The organism is Demequina sediminicola (genome assembly GCF_000975055.1).
Taxonomy (GTDB): domain Bacteria; phylum Actinomycetota; class Actinomycetes; order Actinomycetales; family Demequinaceae; genus Demequina; species Demequina sediminicola.
The window spans coordinates 571,595-585,822 of record NZ_BBRB01000001.1; the positions used below are offsets into that span (position 1 = coordinate 571,595).

At 63.2% G+C, this 14,228-nt stretch carries 13 protein-coding genes; 4 read left to right on the forward strand and 9 right to left on the reverse strand.

What is annotated here, in order from left to right; translation table 11 throughout:
* Positions 1 to 40: 40 nt before the first annotated feature.
* Positions 41 to 1,786: a glycosyltransferase family 4 protein gene (locus AOP79_RS02695; protein ID WP_161794213.1), complete on the reverse strand. Its 1,746-nt coding sequence runs from the start codon at positions 1,784 to 1,786 to the stop codon at positions 41 to 43.
* An 88-nt stretch (positions 1,787 to 1,874) separates the two neighbouring features.
* Here AOP79_RS02695 and AOP79_RS02700 point away from each other — a divergent pair, with 88 nt between their 5' ends.
* Positions 1,875 to 3,185, forward strand: a complete 1,311-nt coding sequence (locus AOP79_RS02700; protein WP_062071026.1) for a glycosyltransferase — start codon at positions 1,875 to 1,877, stop codon at positions 3,183 to 3,185.
* The gene (locus AOP79_RS02705; RefSeq protein ID WP_062070180.1) at positions 3,182 to 3,610 is read left to right on the forward strand and encodes a hypothetical protein; all 429 of its coding nucleotides are present in this window, start codon (positions 3,182 to 3,184) and stop codon (positions 3,608 to 3,610) included. The genes AOP79_RS02700 and AOP79_RS02705 overlap by 4 nt, the downstream gene beginning before the upstream one ends.
* A 78-nt stretch (positions 3,611 to 3,688) precedes the next feature.
* Here the strand turns inward: AOP79_RS02705 and wecB are convergent, their stop codons facing one another.
* Entirely contained in the window at positions 3,689 to 4,744 is a 1,056-nt protein-coding gene (gene wecB / locus AOP79_RS02710; protein ID WP_062070182.1) for a non-hydrolyzing UDP-N-acetylglucosamine 2-epimerase, read from the reverse strand.
* 102 nt (positions 4,745 to 4,846) lie between these two features.
* Between wecB and dcd the strand changes: the two genes are divergently transcribed.
* On the forward strand, positions 4,847 to 5,422 hold the full coding sequence (gene dcd / locus AOP79_RS02715) for a dCTP deaminase (protein ID WP_062070184.1): 576 nt from the start codon (positions 4,847 to 4,849) through the stop codon (positions 5,420 to 5,422).
* Here the strand turns inward: dcd and gdhA are convergent.
* From gdhA to AOP79_RS02745, 6 genes are all read right to left on the reverse strand, one after another.
* Positions 5,419 to 6,762: an NADP-specific glutamate dehydrogenase gene (gdhA, locus tag AOP79_RS02720; protein WP_062070186.1), complete on the reverse strand. Its 1,344-nt coding sequence runs from the start codon at positions 6,760 to 6,762 to the stop codon at positions 5,419 to 5,421. The genes dcd and gdhA overlap by 4 nt on opposite strands.
* Before the next feature lie 78 nt (positions 6,763 to 6,840).
* Positions 6,841 to 7,251, reverse strand: coding sequence for a GreA/GreB family elongation factor (locus AOP79_RS02725; protein WP_062070188.1), 411 nt, complete (start codon positions 7,249 to 7,251; stop codon positions 6,841 to 6,843).
* A 135-nt stretch (positions 7,252 to 7,386) separates the two neighbouring features.
* Entirely contained in the window at positions 7,387 to 8,163 is a 777-nt protein-coding gene (locus AOP79_RS02730) for an anti-sigma factor (protein ID WP_062070190.1), read from the reverse strand.
* Complete coding sequence (locus tag AOP79_RS02735; RefSeq protein ID WP_062071027.1) at positions 8,150 to 8,698, reverse strand: RNA polymerase sigma factor; 549 nt, start codon at positions 8,696 to 8,698, stop codon at positions 8,150 to 8,152. The genes AOP79_RS02730 and AOP79_RS02735 overlap by 14 nt, the downstream gene beginning before the upstream one ends.
* A gap of 38 nt (positions 8,699 to 8,736) precedes the next feature.
* Complete coding sequence (locus tag AOP79_RS02740) at positions 8,737 to 9,456, reverse strand: class F sortase (protein WP_062070192.1); 720 nt, start codon at positions 9,454 to 9,456, stop codon at positions 8,737 to 8,739.
* An 85-nt stretch (positions 9,457 to 9,541) separates the two neighbouring features.
* On the reverse strand, positions 9,542 to 10,345 hold the full coding sequence (locus AOP79_RS02745; RefSeq protein WP_062070194.1) for a DUF4397 domain-containing protein: 804 nt from the start codon (positions 10,343 to 10,345) through the stop codon (positions 9,542 to 9,544).
* 285 nt (positions 10,346 to 10,630) lie between these two features.
* On the opposite strand from AOP79_RS02745, the gene AOP79_RS02750 reads away from it, so the two are divergent.
* On the forward strand, positions 10,631 to 11,572 hold the full coding sequence (locus tag AOP79_RS02750; RefSeq protein WP_062070196.1) for a DUF4349 domain-containing protein: 942 nt from the start codon (positions 10,631 to 10,633) through the stop codon (positions 11,570 to 11,572).
* A gap of 124 nt (positions 11,573 to 11,696) precedes the next feature.
* Here the strand turns inward: AOP79_RS02750 and AOP79_RS02755 are convergent, their stop codons facing one another.
* Positions 11,697 to 14,120 carry a glycoside hydrolase family 94 protein gene (locus tag AOP79_RS02755; protein WP_062070198.1) on the reverse strand — a complete coding sequence of 808 codons (2,424 nt, stop codon included), beginning with the start codon at positions 14,118 to 14,120 and terminating at the stop codon, positions 11,697 to 11,699.
* Positions 14,121 to 14,228 lie beyond the last annotated feature (108 nt).

A 14,228-nucleotide genomic window follows, 5' to 3' on the forward strand; every position in this document is an offset into this window, starting at 1 on the left:
CTGCGCGCAGAGATGTGTGCGTGATTCGTGGGGGACGGACTTAGCTACCCACCGTCACGTCAACCACAGCCCGCGCACTGGGGAGAATGCGTTCCGCCTGGAAGCCATGCTGCTTTTCCAAAGCAGCCAGCAATCGTTCGGCAGGTCCATCGCATGCCATCCAGCGGGCACCATCCGTCAAAGATTCTGGGGCGACGGCCGCAACGGCGTGTCCGACTGGCGCACTCACCAGACGGAAGGGACCAGCGATCCCCGAGGGTTGAGATTTCAGGGCCCTGCGCTTCGCTTTCGCATTGCCCACACTCAAGCCGGCCTTACGGCGGACACCGCGCGCGACCTTGCCCACAGCCCCTGGGGCCTTGCCTGCACGCGCGGCAATCCACCGCACAGGCATGCCGACCGCAAGAACGGGAACCACGTAGCCCACCGTCAGATACGCGCCGGCACCGGGTGCAGTACCAAGCCCTGTCAGATCGACGCACAGAGCGCGCGGGTCCAGTGCGTCGAGCGCGGCCTTGGGCTGCATCACCACTACCGGCTGGGCATGGGAATCGAGGATCAGTGCAGACATCTGCTGTGCAAGCCGATTGCCTTTGCTGGAGGTCGACACGACCGTCACCCGTGGCTCACGCCCCGCAGACTGAAAGAAATCCCCACCGGCCGATGCTCGCTGAAGCCTCTCGCCAAACGCGTGAGCGCCGTAGCGCTCACGCAGGTTCACGGCCGCCGAATCGTCGCTGTCCGCGAGTTCACCCGCAAGGTCGTCGAGGGCATCGAGATCATCGTCCTCAGGTGTCACCTCAAGAATACGAGCACGCCCAGTAGCCACTGCGATTGCAAGAGTGTCCTCGGGCCCACCGCACGCTGTCGTCACCACCGGGGTTCCACACATCGCCGCTTCCACGACCGTCAAACCAAACGTTTCCTTGTGCGACAAATGGACCAGAACATCGGCCTGGCGCATCATGTCGCCAAGTTCTTGAGAGGTCCTCGAGCCAACACAGCGAATCTCGTCCGCCCATGCGCTCTTACGTGCCAAATCCTCAACGACCTCTTGTTCCGGACCCTGGCCCACGAGGGTGAAGGACCCCTCACGGTCAGGATGGCGGTCACGCCACGCAATGTAGAGCTCGACAGCGCGCTTAATGCCCTTGGCCTGAATGAGGTTCCCCGCGTAAAGCCAATGTTGAAGTTGGGTCGATGGAGTCTCACGCGGGAAGAACGCCGTGTCGTCCACCGGGTTTCCCACGCCAAAGATCTTGTGTGAGTGCTGGGGCAGGTAGGAGCGAAGCATGCGAGCCTCGCGCTCCCCGGCAGCCAGATGCAACGCAGAACCATCGAGCATCTGCGCATACATCGCGCGGGTCGCGTCCTGATTCATCAACGTCGTCAAATACGACGCATGTTCAATCGTCACGATGCGGGCACCCGCTGGCGGATGCTGAGTGACAGCCCACGCTGTAGGCATTCCCACGTGGGCATGCACCACCTCGGCCGCGTAGTACTCCGGCGGTGCCTGAGTCTCGAGGGCATGCGCCTGAGCCTTGGCGACGTCGACGCGTGAGGTGGCGGGGTCCAGCGGAATGGGGATCCGGACCACGGTGCCGAGGTCCGTGGTGCGGCGCTCCACCGTGGCATCGGCGTCGGGCGCGACCGTGTGGAGATGGATGATCGTCACCTCGGCTGGATCCCAGTGCATAGTGCGCGTCCACTGCGCCACGAAAATGCCCGCAAATGGGCTGTCAGGAGTGGCGAACCACGGGGTCACGACAACAAGGTTCGGCATGGCGGGAATCATAACTGACCAGGGCCCGCTCCACCGGGCGGGCGCCCAATCCCCATCGTGTTCGCTAAGGGTGCAAGAATGGTTCACCGTGACCAAGCATCTGCTTTATATCGCGTGGGGCTTTGCCCCGGCCCGCACCGGGGGCGTGTACCGCGCTGTCGCCACCGCCAACGCCTTTGTTGAGGCCGGGTGGAAAGTGACCGTGTTGGCTGCGCCCGAAGACTCATATGAGCGCTACATCGGCGTCGACATGTCCATGAACGACGCCGTCGACCCACGTGTCAACGTGGTCCGTGTGCCGTTTACGTGGGCTACCCAGGAAACCGACGTGCGAGAGTTCTCTCGCGCACGTGCATACCTCGGATCGCGCTCGTACAACCGGATCCGCAGCCGTCTGGACCGCATCCCCTTCCCCGAGCACAACTACGGGCAGTGGCGCGGAGCGCTTGAAGACGCCGTAGAAAAGGTGCATGCCGAAGACCCGGTGGATCTCACGATCGCCACAGCAAACCCCAACGTCGACTTCCAAGGCGCGTATCACCTGAACCGCAAGGCTGGGGTGCCGTTCGTCATGGACTACCGCGACGGCTGGCGTCTTGACGTGTTCGATGGCGGCTACCTCTTCCCCGAGAAGTCTCGCGTCGCACGACTCGAGAAGCGCTACCTCGAGGCCGCGCAGGAGGCCTGGTTCGTCAACGACGCCATCCGCGTGTGGCACCAGAAGGAATACCCCTTCGCCGCAGACAAGATGCAGGTCGTCATGAACGGGTGGGACCCGGCGTTGTTTGGAGAGCGCGAAGCAGCGACGCCTCCCGCAGACGGGCCGATGCGCTTCGGTTACCTCGGCACCATCACCCCCAAGGTTCCACTCGAGTCCCTCATGAAGGGCTGGACTCTCGCCAAGGAACAAGGCCACCTCCCAGCAGACGCGACCCTCGAAGTCGGCGGCTACTTGGGATACTTCGCGACCCCCCGTGGCGACCTGGCCGCAGTGCTCGACGCCGCGCGCGACGCAGGGGTGACGTTTGTGGGTCAGGTACACAAGGGCCAGGTGCGCGATTTCTACGCACGGCAAGACGCCCTTGTGCTTGCGCTCGGCGAGGGCCGCTACGTCACCAGTGGCAAGGTCTTCGAATACGCCGCGACAGGCAAACCGATCATCTCCGTTCACGCCCCCACCAACGACTCCTCCAATGTGCTGCGCGAGTACCCCTTGTGGACCGCCGTGCCGGAGGTGACGCCAGAGGCCATCGCCACGACGCTTGGTGAGACCGTCACCCAGCTCAAGCAGGCATCGGCCGAGGATTATGCCGCCGCGCTCACGTTCGGTGAAGCGCTACGGCGCGACGCGCAACTTGCCCCCCGTATCGACGCTCTTGCCACGGAGGTGTCCGCGTGACCACTGTTGCCATCCTCAGCGCGATGGAACTGCGACGCTCCAGCGCCCTCCAGACCTATGTGGACCAATTTCGCGAAGCGGGAGCCGACGAGGTCACCATCATCACCCTTGGCCCACTCACGCACTGGCGCGAGGACGATCCCAAGCCGCTCGTACTCGATGCCGGAGTTGCAGCACGGCGACGGAGCCGCCGCCCGTGGAACAAAGCCAAGGCCGAGCGGCTGACGCTGCGCGGACCACGCTGGCGCATGGCACGGCTCCTGAAAAGCAACGCCGCCGCACGCCGCATCATCGACGACGCCGACTACGTGTACGTCGACCAGCCGGCAGCGGTGCTGGGTGCCTGGAAGCTCGCTCAAAAGCGCAAGTCAACGCCGTTCGTGACGAGCCCCACCCGCGTGATCCGCCTGCTCGAGAACCAGTAGATTCACCTGCACATGACGAAGGGGCAAGCGCCAGCGCGCTTGCCCCTTCGTCATTCGCGTATCGACGCGTCCGTGCCCTTAGGCTCCGGCGCGGTGAGCAGCGAGCGCCTGAACCGCGGCCACAGCCGCGTGACCGTCGCCGTACGGTGCCTGACGCGGTGCAGTAGGTCGAGGACGCGCGAGTGCAGAAGCGAGGTCCGCAGGGTCCGCGACCAGGACGTTCCATCCGTCGTGCAGGGTTTCCACCCACTCGGTCTCGGTGCGCAACGTCGTGCACGGACGGTCCAGGAGGTACGCCTCCTTCTGCAAGCCACCAGAGTCAGTCACCACACCCACCGAGCCCAGCACTGACGTCACCATCTCCGCATACGGCACGGGCGTACGCACGTCGATCGAACCGCGGTCAAGAGCGATACCAAACTCCTCCGCCTTTGCCCGCAAGCGCGGGTGAGCCAGGAGCCGCACCGGAACGGGAGCGTCAGCGAGGGCATCGATGATGGTGCGCAAACGCTCAGGATCGTCGGTGTTCTCAGCGCGGTGAATCGTCGACAGCAGATACGGCTCGCCCTCGTCCACTGCACCCTTCGCGAGAACCGCGTCGCGCACCGTGAAGCACACATCAACCATCACGTCACCCACCACCTCGGTGCGTTCCGCAAGGCCCTCAGTGGTGAGGTGTTCGCGCGCCACATCAGTAGGCGCCAACAGCAGGTCCGAGCAGTGGTCCGTCATGACGCGGTTGTGCTCCTCCGGCATACGGCGGTTAAAACTCCGCAGACCGGCCTCAAGGTGGGCCACCGGGATGTGGATCTTGACGGCCGCAAGGGCCGCAGCCAGCGTCGAATTGGTGTCGCCATACACCAGTACCCAATCGGGCTGGTGTTCCTGGAATACCGGTTCGAGCTGAGCCAGCATGGCACCCGTCTGCGTGGCGTGCGAACCGGATCCCACCCCAAGGTGCACATCAGGCGTGGGGATGGACAAACCATCAAAAAACACGTCCGACATGTCGGCGTCATAGTGCTGACCTGTGTGCACGATGATGTGCTCCACGCCAGCCTCATCCATGGCCTGAGCCACAGGAGCAAGTTTCACGAACTGGGGCCGAGCGCCCACCACACTGATGACCTTCATGGTGGACAGCCTAGGCGCAAGCGGTCCCTCGCCCAAGAACCGCGCACACCAGTCTTCGGACGGGACTAACAATGCGAGGCCCTGGCCGATAGGATGCGAGCCATGCTGCTCAGCGATCGCGATATCCAGGCCGAACTCGACTCTGGCCGCGTGGCCCTCGACCCATACCTCCCCGAGATGATCCAGCCCTCGTCGATCGACGTGCGTCTCGACAAGTTCTTCCGGGTGTTCGACAACCACAAGTACGCGGCCATCGACCCGGCGGCTGAGCAGCCCGAGCTGACTCGCCTCGTCGAGGTTGATGGCGATGGCCCGTTCGTCCTGCACCCCGGCGAGTTCGTGCTGGGGTCCACCTACGAATCCGTGACGCTTCCCGACGACATCGCTGCACGCCTGGAAGGCAAGTCGTCACTAGGCCGCCTGGGTCTACTCACTCACTCCACTGCAGGGTTCATTGACCCAGGCTTCGAGGGCAACGTCACGCTCGAGCTGTCCAACATGGCCACGTTGCCCATCAACCTGTGGCCGGGCATGAAGATCGGGCAACTGTGCTTCTTCCGCCTCTCTTCCCCTGCCGCGCACCCGTACGGCTCAGACAAGTACGGGTCGCGCTACCGCGGCCAGCGGGGCCCCACAGCCTCGAAGAGCTTCATGAACTTCCACCGCACCGACGTCTAAATCACTCCGAAGGCCAACATCGCGTCGGCCACGCGGGTAAACCCGGCGATGTTGGCGCCCGCTACGTAGTCCCCGGGGACGTCATAGTCGTCTGCTGTACTGAGGCAGCGGTCGTGAATCTCGGTCATCGTCGAACGCAAGCGCTCGTCTGTGTGAGCAAAGGTCCAGGAATCACGTGACGCGTTCTGCTGCATCTCCAGTGAACTCGTCACCACTCCCCCAGCATTCGCGGCCTTACCTGGCGCAAACGCCACGCCAGCGTCCCGGAACACGCGGACAGCATCGGGCGTGCACGGCATGTTGGCACCTTCCGCGACGACGGAGACCCCGCCTGCGACAAGCGCCCGCGCCTCGCGCTCGCCGAGCTCGTTCTGAGTCGCGCACGGGATCGCCACATCGCAGTGCACATCCCACACGCTGCCTGCGCTGATGTGATCCAGGCCGCGTTCCCGCGCATAGTCGGACATGCGCCCCCGCCGCACATTCTTGATGTCCTTCAGCAAATCAATATCTAGCCCGGCTTCATCAACCACGTAACCGCCCGAATCAGAACAGGCCACCACTACGGCGCCAAGTTCTTGAGCCTTCTGTGCCGCATGGATAGCCACATTGCCGGACCCGGACACCACCACGCGTTGGCCTTCCAGATCGCGTTGGGACAGCGCCAACATGCTTTGCACAAAGTAGACGGCACCAAAGCCGGTGGCCTCGGTACGCACCTGCGAACCACCCCACGTGAGGCCTTTGCCGGTCAGCACACCTGACTCATAGCGGTTCGTCAGGCGCTTGTACTGGCCAAAAAGGAATCCCAGTTCGCGCGCTCCCACGCCAGTGTCTCCGGCGGGAACATCGGTGTATTCACCGATGTGGCGGTGCAACTCCGTCATAAATGACTGACAGAACCGCATGACCTCGCCGTCGGAGCGGCCCTTGGGATCAAAGTCCGAGCCACCCTTGCCGCCGCCCAAGGGCATGCCGGTCAGCGAGTTCTTGAAAATCTGTTCAAAGCCCAGAAACTTCACGGTGCCGGCATACACATTGGGGTGGAAGCGCAGTCCACCCTTGTACGGTCCCAGCACCGAGGAGAACTCCACCCGGAATCCGCGGTTGACCTGCACACGCCCGGCATCGTCCACCCACGGCACTCGGAAGATGATCTGCCGCTCAGGCTCACACAATCGCTGCAGTACCTGGGCATCGGCATATTCGGGGTGCTTCACCACGACGGGGCTGAGTGTCTCGAACACTTCCCTGACAGCCTGATGAAACTCGGACTCACCAGGGTTGCGTTGGGTGACCTCGTCGTACACCGAGACCAGGCGGGGGTGCAATGCAGTCATACGAACTTCCTCATTCCGTAAGGTCCGGGAGGGAATCCGCAGCGTGTGTGCCGGGACCCAATCCCGGCATCAGGGGGATTAGGTGACGGGCTGTGCCTTCACGATGGTGACGGTGCGTGCACCACGAGGCGCATCAATGGTGGCGGTGTCACCCTGGGACATGCCGTTAATGGCAGCACCCAGAGGTGAGGTCGGCGAATACACGGGCAAGTCGAGGTCGGGATCGAGGGCAAGCATGGAACGCTCGCCGAGGATGAACTCCATCGTCTCCGCACCGTCGTCAAAACTGACAGTCACACGCATGCCTGGCTCCACCAGCCCGTCGTCAGGCATCTGCGAGATCTCTACGCGCGCCAAGAGGTCGCGCAACTCCGCCAGTCGCACAATCTCGACGGCAGTGAGTTCACGTCCCTCAAGGGTCAGTTCGGCGAGTTCGTCGTTGAGCCGCTGGTGTGCAGCGGCAGTCATCCACACCACGTCTGTGGCCATGGGGCATCGGTCCTTATATATGCGAGAAGCCCGGAATTCCGGGCCTTTCTGCGAAGCCTACGCCCGTCTCAACAAAAGAGCCAATGGCGGTGTTTCGACGGGGTTCGCACGGCCTGAAGACGGCCGATGCCGGGGTTAGGTTTCGAGGACTCCGCGCGTCACAGAATCACCGGAGTGGGTAGGAACTCCGTCGGTGGGCTCAATCGAGATGTCGACGATTGGGAACAGTTCGACGTCAAACCCTTCAGGCAAGGTGAACTCGGTTCGGTCACCCGTGAGGTGCCCGAGGCTGACCATGCCGTCAATGTCCTCATCGATCAGCCACACCTCAAGATAGGCGTCTGTCAGTTCCTCGTAGTCGGTCTCGACCACAAGGATTTGAGTGCCGTCTTCCCTCACCTCAAGGTCAGCAGTTCCAGCCGAGGACTCGGTCTGCAATTGAGCAAGCGGGGCGCTGGCCACCACATCCGCGGGCTCTCCCCCATCGGCTGAGGCAAGCGACACTCCCACGCCACCGACGACGACACCGGCTGCTGCGGCACCAGCGAGCGCCCACCAGGACGGGCCAGTGGAGCGACGAGCCCGGCGCTGTGCGAGCTCATCAGTGACACCTCCGGGTGCTGGCTCAGGCTCGGCAGCAGGCGCAAGCGTCGGTGCAGGCGCAGGCGCATCTGGTTGAGCAGACTCCGTCGACGCGTCCGCGCCAGTCGCAGCAGCGATCGACTTCCACACAGAGACGGGAGGCGTCTGCAGTTCGATGGTCCCGTCAAGAGCACCGAGCGACTGCGTGAGACGCTCGTAGTCGGCCACAGCAGTGGCGCAGGCTTCGCACTCGCGGGCGTGTACGGCATCGGCATCCGACCCGTCTCCCAACGCAATCGCGGCAAGCGACTCTTCATCAAGATGCGACATCTGACACCTCCCATCGGTGACGTAGTTCCTGCAAACTTCGGCGCAAGTGACTCTTGACTGTCCCTAGCGGCATATCAAGCTTTGCGGCGATCTGCTGGTGAGTAGCGCCTTCAAAGTACGCGAGGGCAACGATGGTCTTTCGTGGGTCGCCCAACGCTTCAACCTCGTACGCCAGCAAAACGTTGTCAGAGTCATCGGACGTGATAGCTGTGACGTTTCCTTGCGCGGCCTCAGCCCGCCGAGCCTCACGTCCGCGAGCCGCGAGCGCATCGGCAATCCGTCGCTTGGCGATCCCCACAGTCCAACCGCGAAGGTCACCCCGGTCAGGGTCAAAACTCTCGCGCGCGTTCCACGCTGACACGAAGGTCTGTTGAGTGACGTCTTCAGCATCGGCCGGTGAACCCAGGGAACGCAACGCCATGGTGTAGACCAGGGCAGAGACGTCCTTGTAGAGCGACTCCAACGCACTGTGGTCGCCGGCCGCGAACGCATGCGCGCGCGCTGCGTCATTCACGACAGCCGGACCAGTGGTCATTCGTGCGTCTCCTGGGTTGCGTACCAACTCGATGACGCTCACGATATGCCATCTGCCAGGACAGCGGTAACGATGACGTTGTCGTTGTAGTGTCCACGGTCACCATCCCACTGGCCTCCACACGTGACCAGAACCAGTTGACCAGGCCCTTCCGGCACAAAGACTCCGGACAGATCTACCTCACGCTTGTCTGTCTGTTCCACCTCCACAACCTCGTAGATCAGCGTGTCGCCGCTTGCCGACTCGACGTCGATCTGAGCCCCCAGTTCCACATCCAGGAGCCGACTGAAAGGGCCAAGGCCTTCAAGCGAGTCGACGTGCGCCGCCATCACGGCGTTGCCGTTTTGCTCCGCTGGAGCAGGACCGTACTCGTACCATCCCGCCACATCGGCGTCATCGGGTATCTCCATTGCGCCGTCCGGTTCCACGCCGACGGAGGTGACCGGCATCTCGATACTGAGCGACGGCACGGACAATCGTTGCGGTTCATCGACCTGGGGAGCCGCTTGAGCTTCGGGTGCCGATGAGCGGATCGGGATGTCGAGCGCCACCGGCGACGGGCTTGTGACAGGTGTCTGGCTTGGCGCCAGGTTTGTCGTGACGCTCGCGGCTGGGCTTGGCTCTGCAGCGGCGGTGATCTCGGCAGCCGTTCCCGCTCCCGAGCAACCAGAGACCACCACGGCCGCCACGAGCGCCAACGTGACACTCAGACGACGCGTTGAACGAGCATCGGCCCGATGCCTAGGTGACGTGGTCATGGCGGCTCCCATCCGTGGTGGTCTAAAAAGGGAAACGGGGAGGGCGCGCGGCAACAGCGCGCCCTCCCCTCGTCAGGGGACAGTGTTAGCGACGTGCGTAGCGCACACCCAGGCCTGCAAGGCCAAGCAGGGCGAGCACTGCAGCAACGGCGGGCAGTGGCGAGGAGCCTTCGTCAGCAAAGCCGTACTGGCCGGCCTCCACTGCGGTGGGCGATGCCGAGTGAACGTCGACGGTCTGGACCGCGAGGTCAAGGTTGCCGTCTTCAGCGGAACCCCAGGCGTAAACGATGGTGTTCACGCCGTCAGCGATGTCCACGTCTGTGGGGCCAAGCACCGGGTCAGTTTCGCCTGTGAGCGACACTGCTGCCTCGTAGGTTCCTGCGGGGACGTCACCCATGGTCTCGTTGGGGTTGGCGAGGTTCTCAAAGAGGACGCTGCCGTCTGCCCAGATGTCTACTGCAGGTGCGGCGGCCACGTGGCGTACCGTGAGGCGTCCTTCACCAGCAGCGGTTTCCGAGATGTCGTTGGTGAAGAGGTTCGCGGTGGGCATGCCGTCGGCGTCGAGGTGAGCGACTGCGGTGTAGCTCATGCCTTCTTCAACGGTGATGTCGATGGGGCCCAGGGCGGGGTCAGAGTCGTCGGCGGCATCGGATGCGGTCAGTGCGACCGAGTAGGTTCCGGGTGCCAGGTCGAGTGGGCCGGCGAGGTCGCCGGGGGCGAAGTCGTCGATGGTGTTGGCGCCGTCAACGTAGACGTCAACGGTCATGTCGGGGATGCCGTGCAGAACGGACAGTTCTGCCATTCCGTCCTCGACGGCGAGGGCGGGCGCTGCAAAGCCAGCGGCGAGGAGCGTGCCGGCTGCGGCGCCGGCGATCAGTGACGTGCGCATGATGCTCTCCTTCAGTAGTACGTTCCGAGGCCACCGGGGTGTGACCTCTTATGAACCACTTCCGACTGAGGGATGCGTTTGGATGCGGCGATCTCAAATTATGCTCACAGCGAACCTCCCCCACCCCGCCAAATGGCTCCATTTCGCTGTCTAGAGGCGCCAAAACAGCGGAATATTGCCACTTCGCAAGGGTTTGCAGGGCTTTGCAGGGGTTCGCAAGTGTTTGCCACAGGGATCACGGTTGTCTCACCCCAACGGTTTGCTACCCGTGGTCGTCGACCTTGTATGGACACCTTCACCCCGACCCACAGCTTCCCGGCCCCGCAGCGCCAACTCATACGACTCCGCGCCGGCGTCCTCGGTGCCGTGCTCATACTCGCGGCCTTGCTCATGACGGGATGCTCTGCGAGTAGCGAGGACAGCAGCTCGGCCTACTCGGGTCAGGATGACGCGCTCGTTGATCGCGAAGCGCTGACGACGGAAGAGTCCATGGCTGACGCCTCGGGCGGCGGCGACATCGGCATTGAGCAAACCGAGAGCGTGGTGGATGACCGCTCGGTGATTGTCACCGGGTCGATGTTCATGACTGTTGACGACCCCGTTGCTGTCGCGGACGACGCGGCAGCAATTGTCACCGATGCGGGTGGTCGTATCGATGGACGTAGTGAGACTGCCCCGACGGACTACGACGGCGGCTCGGCCTGGATGACGCTCCGCATCCCCTCGGATCAACTCGACGCCGTGGTTGACGACCTTCGCGCACTTGGCAGCGTCGACGAGTTCAACACCCACACGCTCGACGTCACCCGCGAGGTCACCGACCTTGACGCGGAGATCTCTACGCTCACCGCATCCACGGATCGCATCGAGGCGCTGCTTGATCAGGCGGAGGACATCGAGGACATCATCGCGCTGGAGTCGGAACTCGATAGCCGCCGCTCGGAACTTGAGAGCCTGGAAGCACGCCAACGTGGCCTCAGCGATCAAGTGTCAATGTCGACGGTTGACCTCTCGCTCACCACGGAACCGGCTGTACTCGTAGACGACTCGCCCAGCACCTTCCTGGGCGGTATTGAGACTGGCTGGAACGCGCTCACGGGATTCGCGTCGGCAGCCCTTGTGTCTCTCGGAGTCCTCTTGCCCTGGCTTGCCGTGCTTGGCATCGTGGCAGCGGCCGTGATCGTTCTGGTGCGTCGCCGCCGAGTAAAGCGGACACACACGGCGTAACCCAGGCATCGGCTGGGCTCACTGCCCGACCTCATTCGCCCCCACCCATGCCAAATGGCTCCTTTTCGCTGTCTTGCCGGGGCATAACAGCGAAAAGGAGCCATTTCGCAGAAAGAGGGTGAGGCTAGACGGTGACCTCAACCTTGACCGTCGAACCGGCCGATGCGTAAGGCACCACAGTGCCGTCGATCGCTTCGCCGTCAACGGTCAACGAAGCATCGGCGCCACCGGAATTCGTGACGGACACCTCGTACGTAGCACCACGAATCACACGCGTCACGGTGTACTCACCGATCTCGGCGCCAATGCGCGGCTCAACGATCAAGCCGTCATAGCCGGGACGCACACCCAGAAGGTACTGGGAAATGGCCACGAAATTCCACGACGCCGTTCCTGTCAACCAGGAGTTCTTGGCCTCGCCGTGACGCACTGCGTCCTTGCCCGCAATCATCTGGGCATACACATACGGCTCAGTGCGGTGCACTTCGGACTGGTCCTCGCGGAATGCGGGGGCAATCTGCTTCCAGTACTCCCACGCGTACTCGGTGCGCCCCAGCATGGCCTCACCGATGATCACCCACGGGTTGTTGTGGCAGAAGATGCCTGCGTTCTCCTTGTAGCCCGGCGGGTAGGTCGTGACTTCACCCAGCTCCACGTGGTACTCGGTGTACGCGGGGTTCAGCAGCACGATGCCGTGGGGAGTGTTGAGGCGTTCACGCACAGAATCCAGCGCGGCCACAGCCTTGCCGTCCTCGACGCCGACTCCACCCATGACGGCCCAGCCCTGCGGCTCGATCCAGATTTGACCTTCAGCGGTCTCGTGCGTGCCGACCTTGTCGCCAAAGTAGTCGTAGGCACGCAGGAACCATTCGCCGTCCCAGCCGTGCTCGGCGGTCGCGGTGCGCATCTGCTCGATGGCCGCATCGGCACGGTCTGCTTCAGCGGTGTCTCCACGGCGGCGTGCGAGCTCGGCGTACTCGGGGCCGATGGCGCAGAACATCGCGGCGATCATGACGGACTCGGCAACGCCACCAGTGCGGTTCCCGGTGGTCTGGAAGGACTCACCGGGCTCGGTGGAGAAGCAGTTGAGGTTCAGGCAGTCGTTCCAGTCCGCGCGTCCAATGAGCGGCAGTCCGTGAGGTCCAGCCTTCTCCAGTGGGTGGTTGAACGAACGGCGCAGGTGCTCCATGAGCGTGTCTGCCTGCGATTCGTCGTTGTCGAACGGCACCATCTCGTCGAGGATCGACTCGTCGCCGGTTTCCTTGATGTAGGCCGCGACGCCCAGGATGAGCCACAGCGGGTCGTCGTTAAAGCCGGAGCCCAGCGTGTGGTTTCCACGCTTGGTCAGCGGCTGGTACTGGTGATACGCACTGCCGTCGGGGAACTGTGTGGCCGCGATATCGAGGATGCGCTCGCGGGCACGCTCGGGCACCAAGTGCACGAAGCCCAGGAGGTCCTGGCTGGAGTCGCGGAAGCCCATGCCGCGTCCCATGCCGGTCTCAAAGTAGGAGGCCGAGCGGGACATGTTGTAGGTCACCATGCACTGGTACTGGTTCCAGATGTTGACCGAGCGGTCGAGGCGCTCTTCGCCGGAGGTCACGGTGTACGAGCCGAGGACGTCGTCCCAGTACTCCTGGAGGCGCGCGAACTCTGCGTCGGCAGCTTCGGAGGTGGAGAAGCGGTCGAGGAGTGCCTTGGCTCCGGTCTTGTTGACGACGCCTGGGGATTCCCACTTGTCGTCGCGGTCGTTCTCGAGGTAGCCGAGCGTGAAGACGTACTGCTTGGATTCGCCGGGCGCGAGTTCTGCCTTGAGGTGGTGTGAGCCCACGGGGTACCAGCCCGATGCGACCGAGTCTCCGCTTTCGCCAGCGTGCGGGACGGCTGCGTCATGGAAGCCGTTTCCGAATCCGAGGAAGGTGTCGCGGTCGGTGTCGAATCCGTCGACAGGTGCGTTAACGCCGTAGACGGCGTAGTGGTCGCGGCGCTCGCGGTATTCGGTGACGTGGTAGATCGCACTGCCATCAACTTCAACCTCGCCGATGGACAGGTTGCGCTGGTAGTTGGTCTGGTCGTCTTCCGCGTTCCACAGGCAGAACTCGACAAAGGAGAACAGCGAGACCGACTTGGGGGCGTCGGACGTGTTGGTCAGCGTGACGTGGTGGATTTCCGCGGTGGTCTCGACGGGCACAAAGAACAGGACCGATGCTTCGAGGCCGTTGCGTTCACCGGTGATCCGGGTGTAGCCCAGTCCGTGACGGGTTTCGAAGCGGTCGAGTTCCGTCTTGTAGGGGCGGTATGAGGGGCTCCACACGTCGCCGCCGTCGTTGATGGAGAAGATGCGGCCGCCGTCGTCCACGGGGGTGTTGTTGTAGCGGTAGCGAGTGAGGCGGCGCAGCTTGGCGTCGCGGTAGAAGCTGTAGCCACCACCGGTGTGCGAGACGAGCGAGAAGAAGTCCTGTGTCCCCAGGTAGTTGATCCACGGGTAGGGAGTGTGGGGGGTCGTCACAACATACTCGCGTGCGCCGTCATCGAAGTGGCCGAACTTCATCGTCATACCTTCCGGAAAAGTGGAGAACTAGGGACATACTAGTCACGGAATCGAAACGTTGCGACTCTTCCCTCGGATCGTTTCGATTCCGATGCCAAAGCCGGCCTC

Bases quoted from the DNA above. Each gene is read 5' to 3' on its own strand.
- AOP79_RS02695 (WP_161794213.1), bottom strand. From the start codon at position 1,786: ATGCCGAACCTTGTTGTCGTGACCCCGTGGTTCGCCACTCCTGACAGC.
- wecB (WP_062070182.1), bottom strand. From the start codon at position 4,744: ATGAAGGTCATCAGTGTGGTGGGCGCTCGGCCCCAGTTCGTGAAACTT.
- dcd (WP_062070184.1), top strand. From the start codon at position 4,847: ATGCTGCTCAGCGATCGCGATATCCAGGCCGAACTCGACTCTGGCCGC.
- gdhA (WP_062070186.1), bottom strand. From the start codon at position 6,762: ATGACTGCATTGCACCCCCGCCTGGTCTCGGTGTACGACGAGGTCACC.
- AOP79_RS02725 (WP_062070188.1), bottom strand. From the start codon at position 7,251: ATGGCCACAGACGTGGTGTGGATGACTGCCGCTGCACACCAGCGGCTC.
- AOP79_RS02730 (WP_062070190.1), bottom strand. From the start codon at position 8,163: ATGTCGCATCTTGATGAAGAGTCGCTTGCCGCGATTGCGTTGGGAGAC.
- AOP79_RS02735 (WP_062071027.1), bottom strand. From the start codon at position 8,698: ATGACCACTGGTCCGGCTGTCGTGAATGACGCAGCGCGCGCGCATGCG.
- AOP79_RS02740 (WP_062070192.1), bottom strand. From the start codon at position 9,456: ATGACCACGTCACCTAGGCATCGGGCCGATGCTCGTTCAACGCGTCGT.
- AOP79_RS02745 (WP_062070194.1), bottom strand. From the start codon at position 10,345: ATGCGCACGTCACTGATCGCCGGCGCCGCAGCCGGCACGCTCCTCGCC.
- AOP79_RS02750 (WP_062070196.1), top strand. From the start codon at position 10,631: ATGGACACCTTCACCCCGACCCACAGCTTCCCGGCCCCGCAGCGCCAA.
- AOP79_RS02755 (WP_062070198.1), bottom strand. From the start codon at position 14,120: ATGAAGTTCGGCCACTTCGATGACGGCGCACGCGAGTATGTTGTGACG.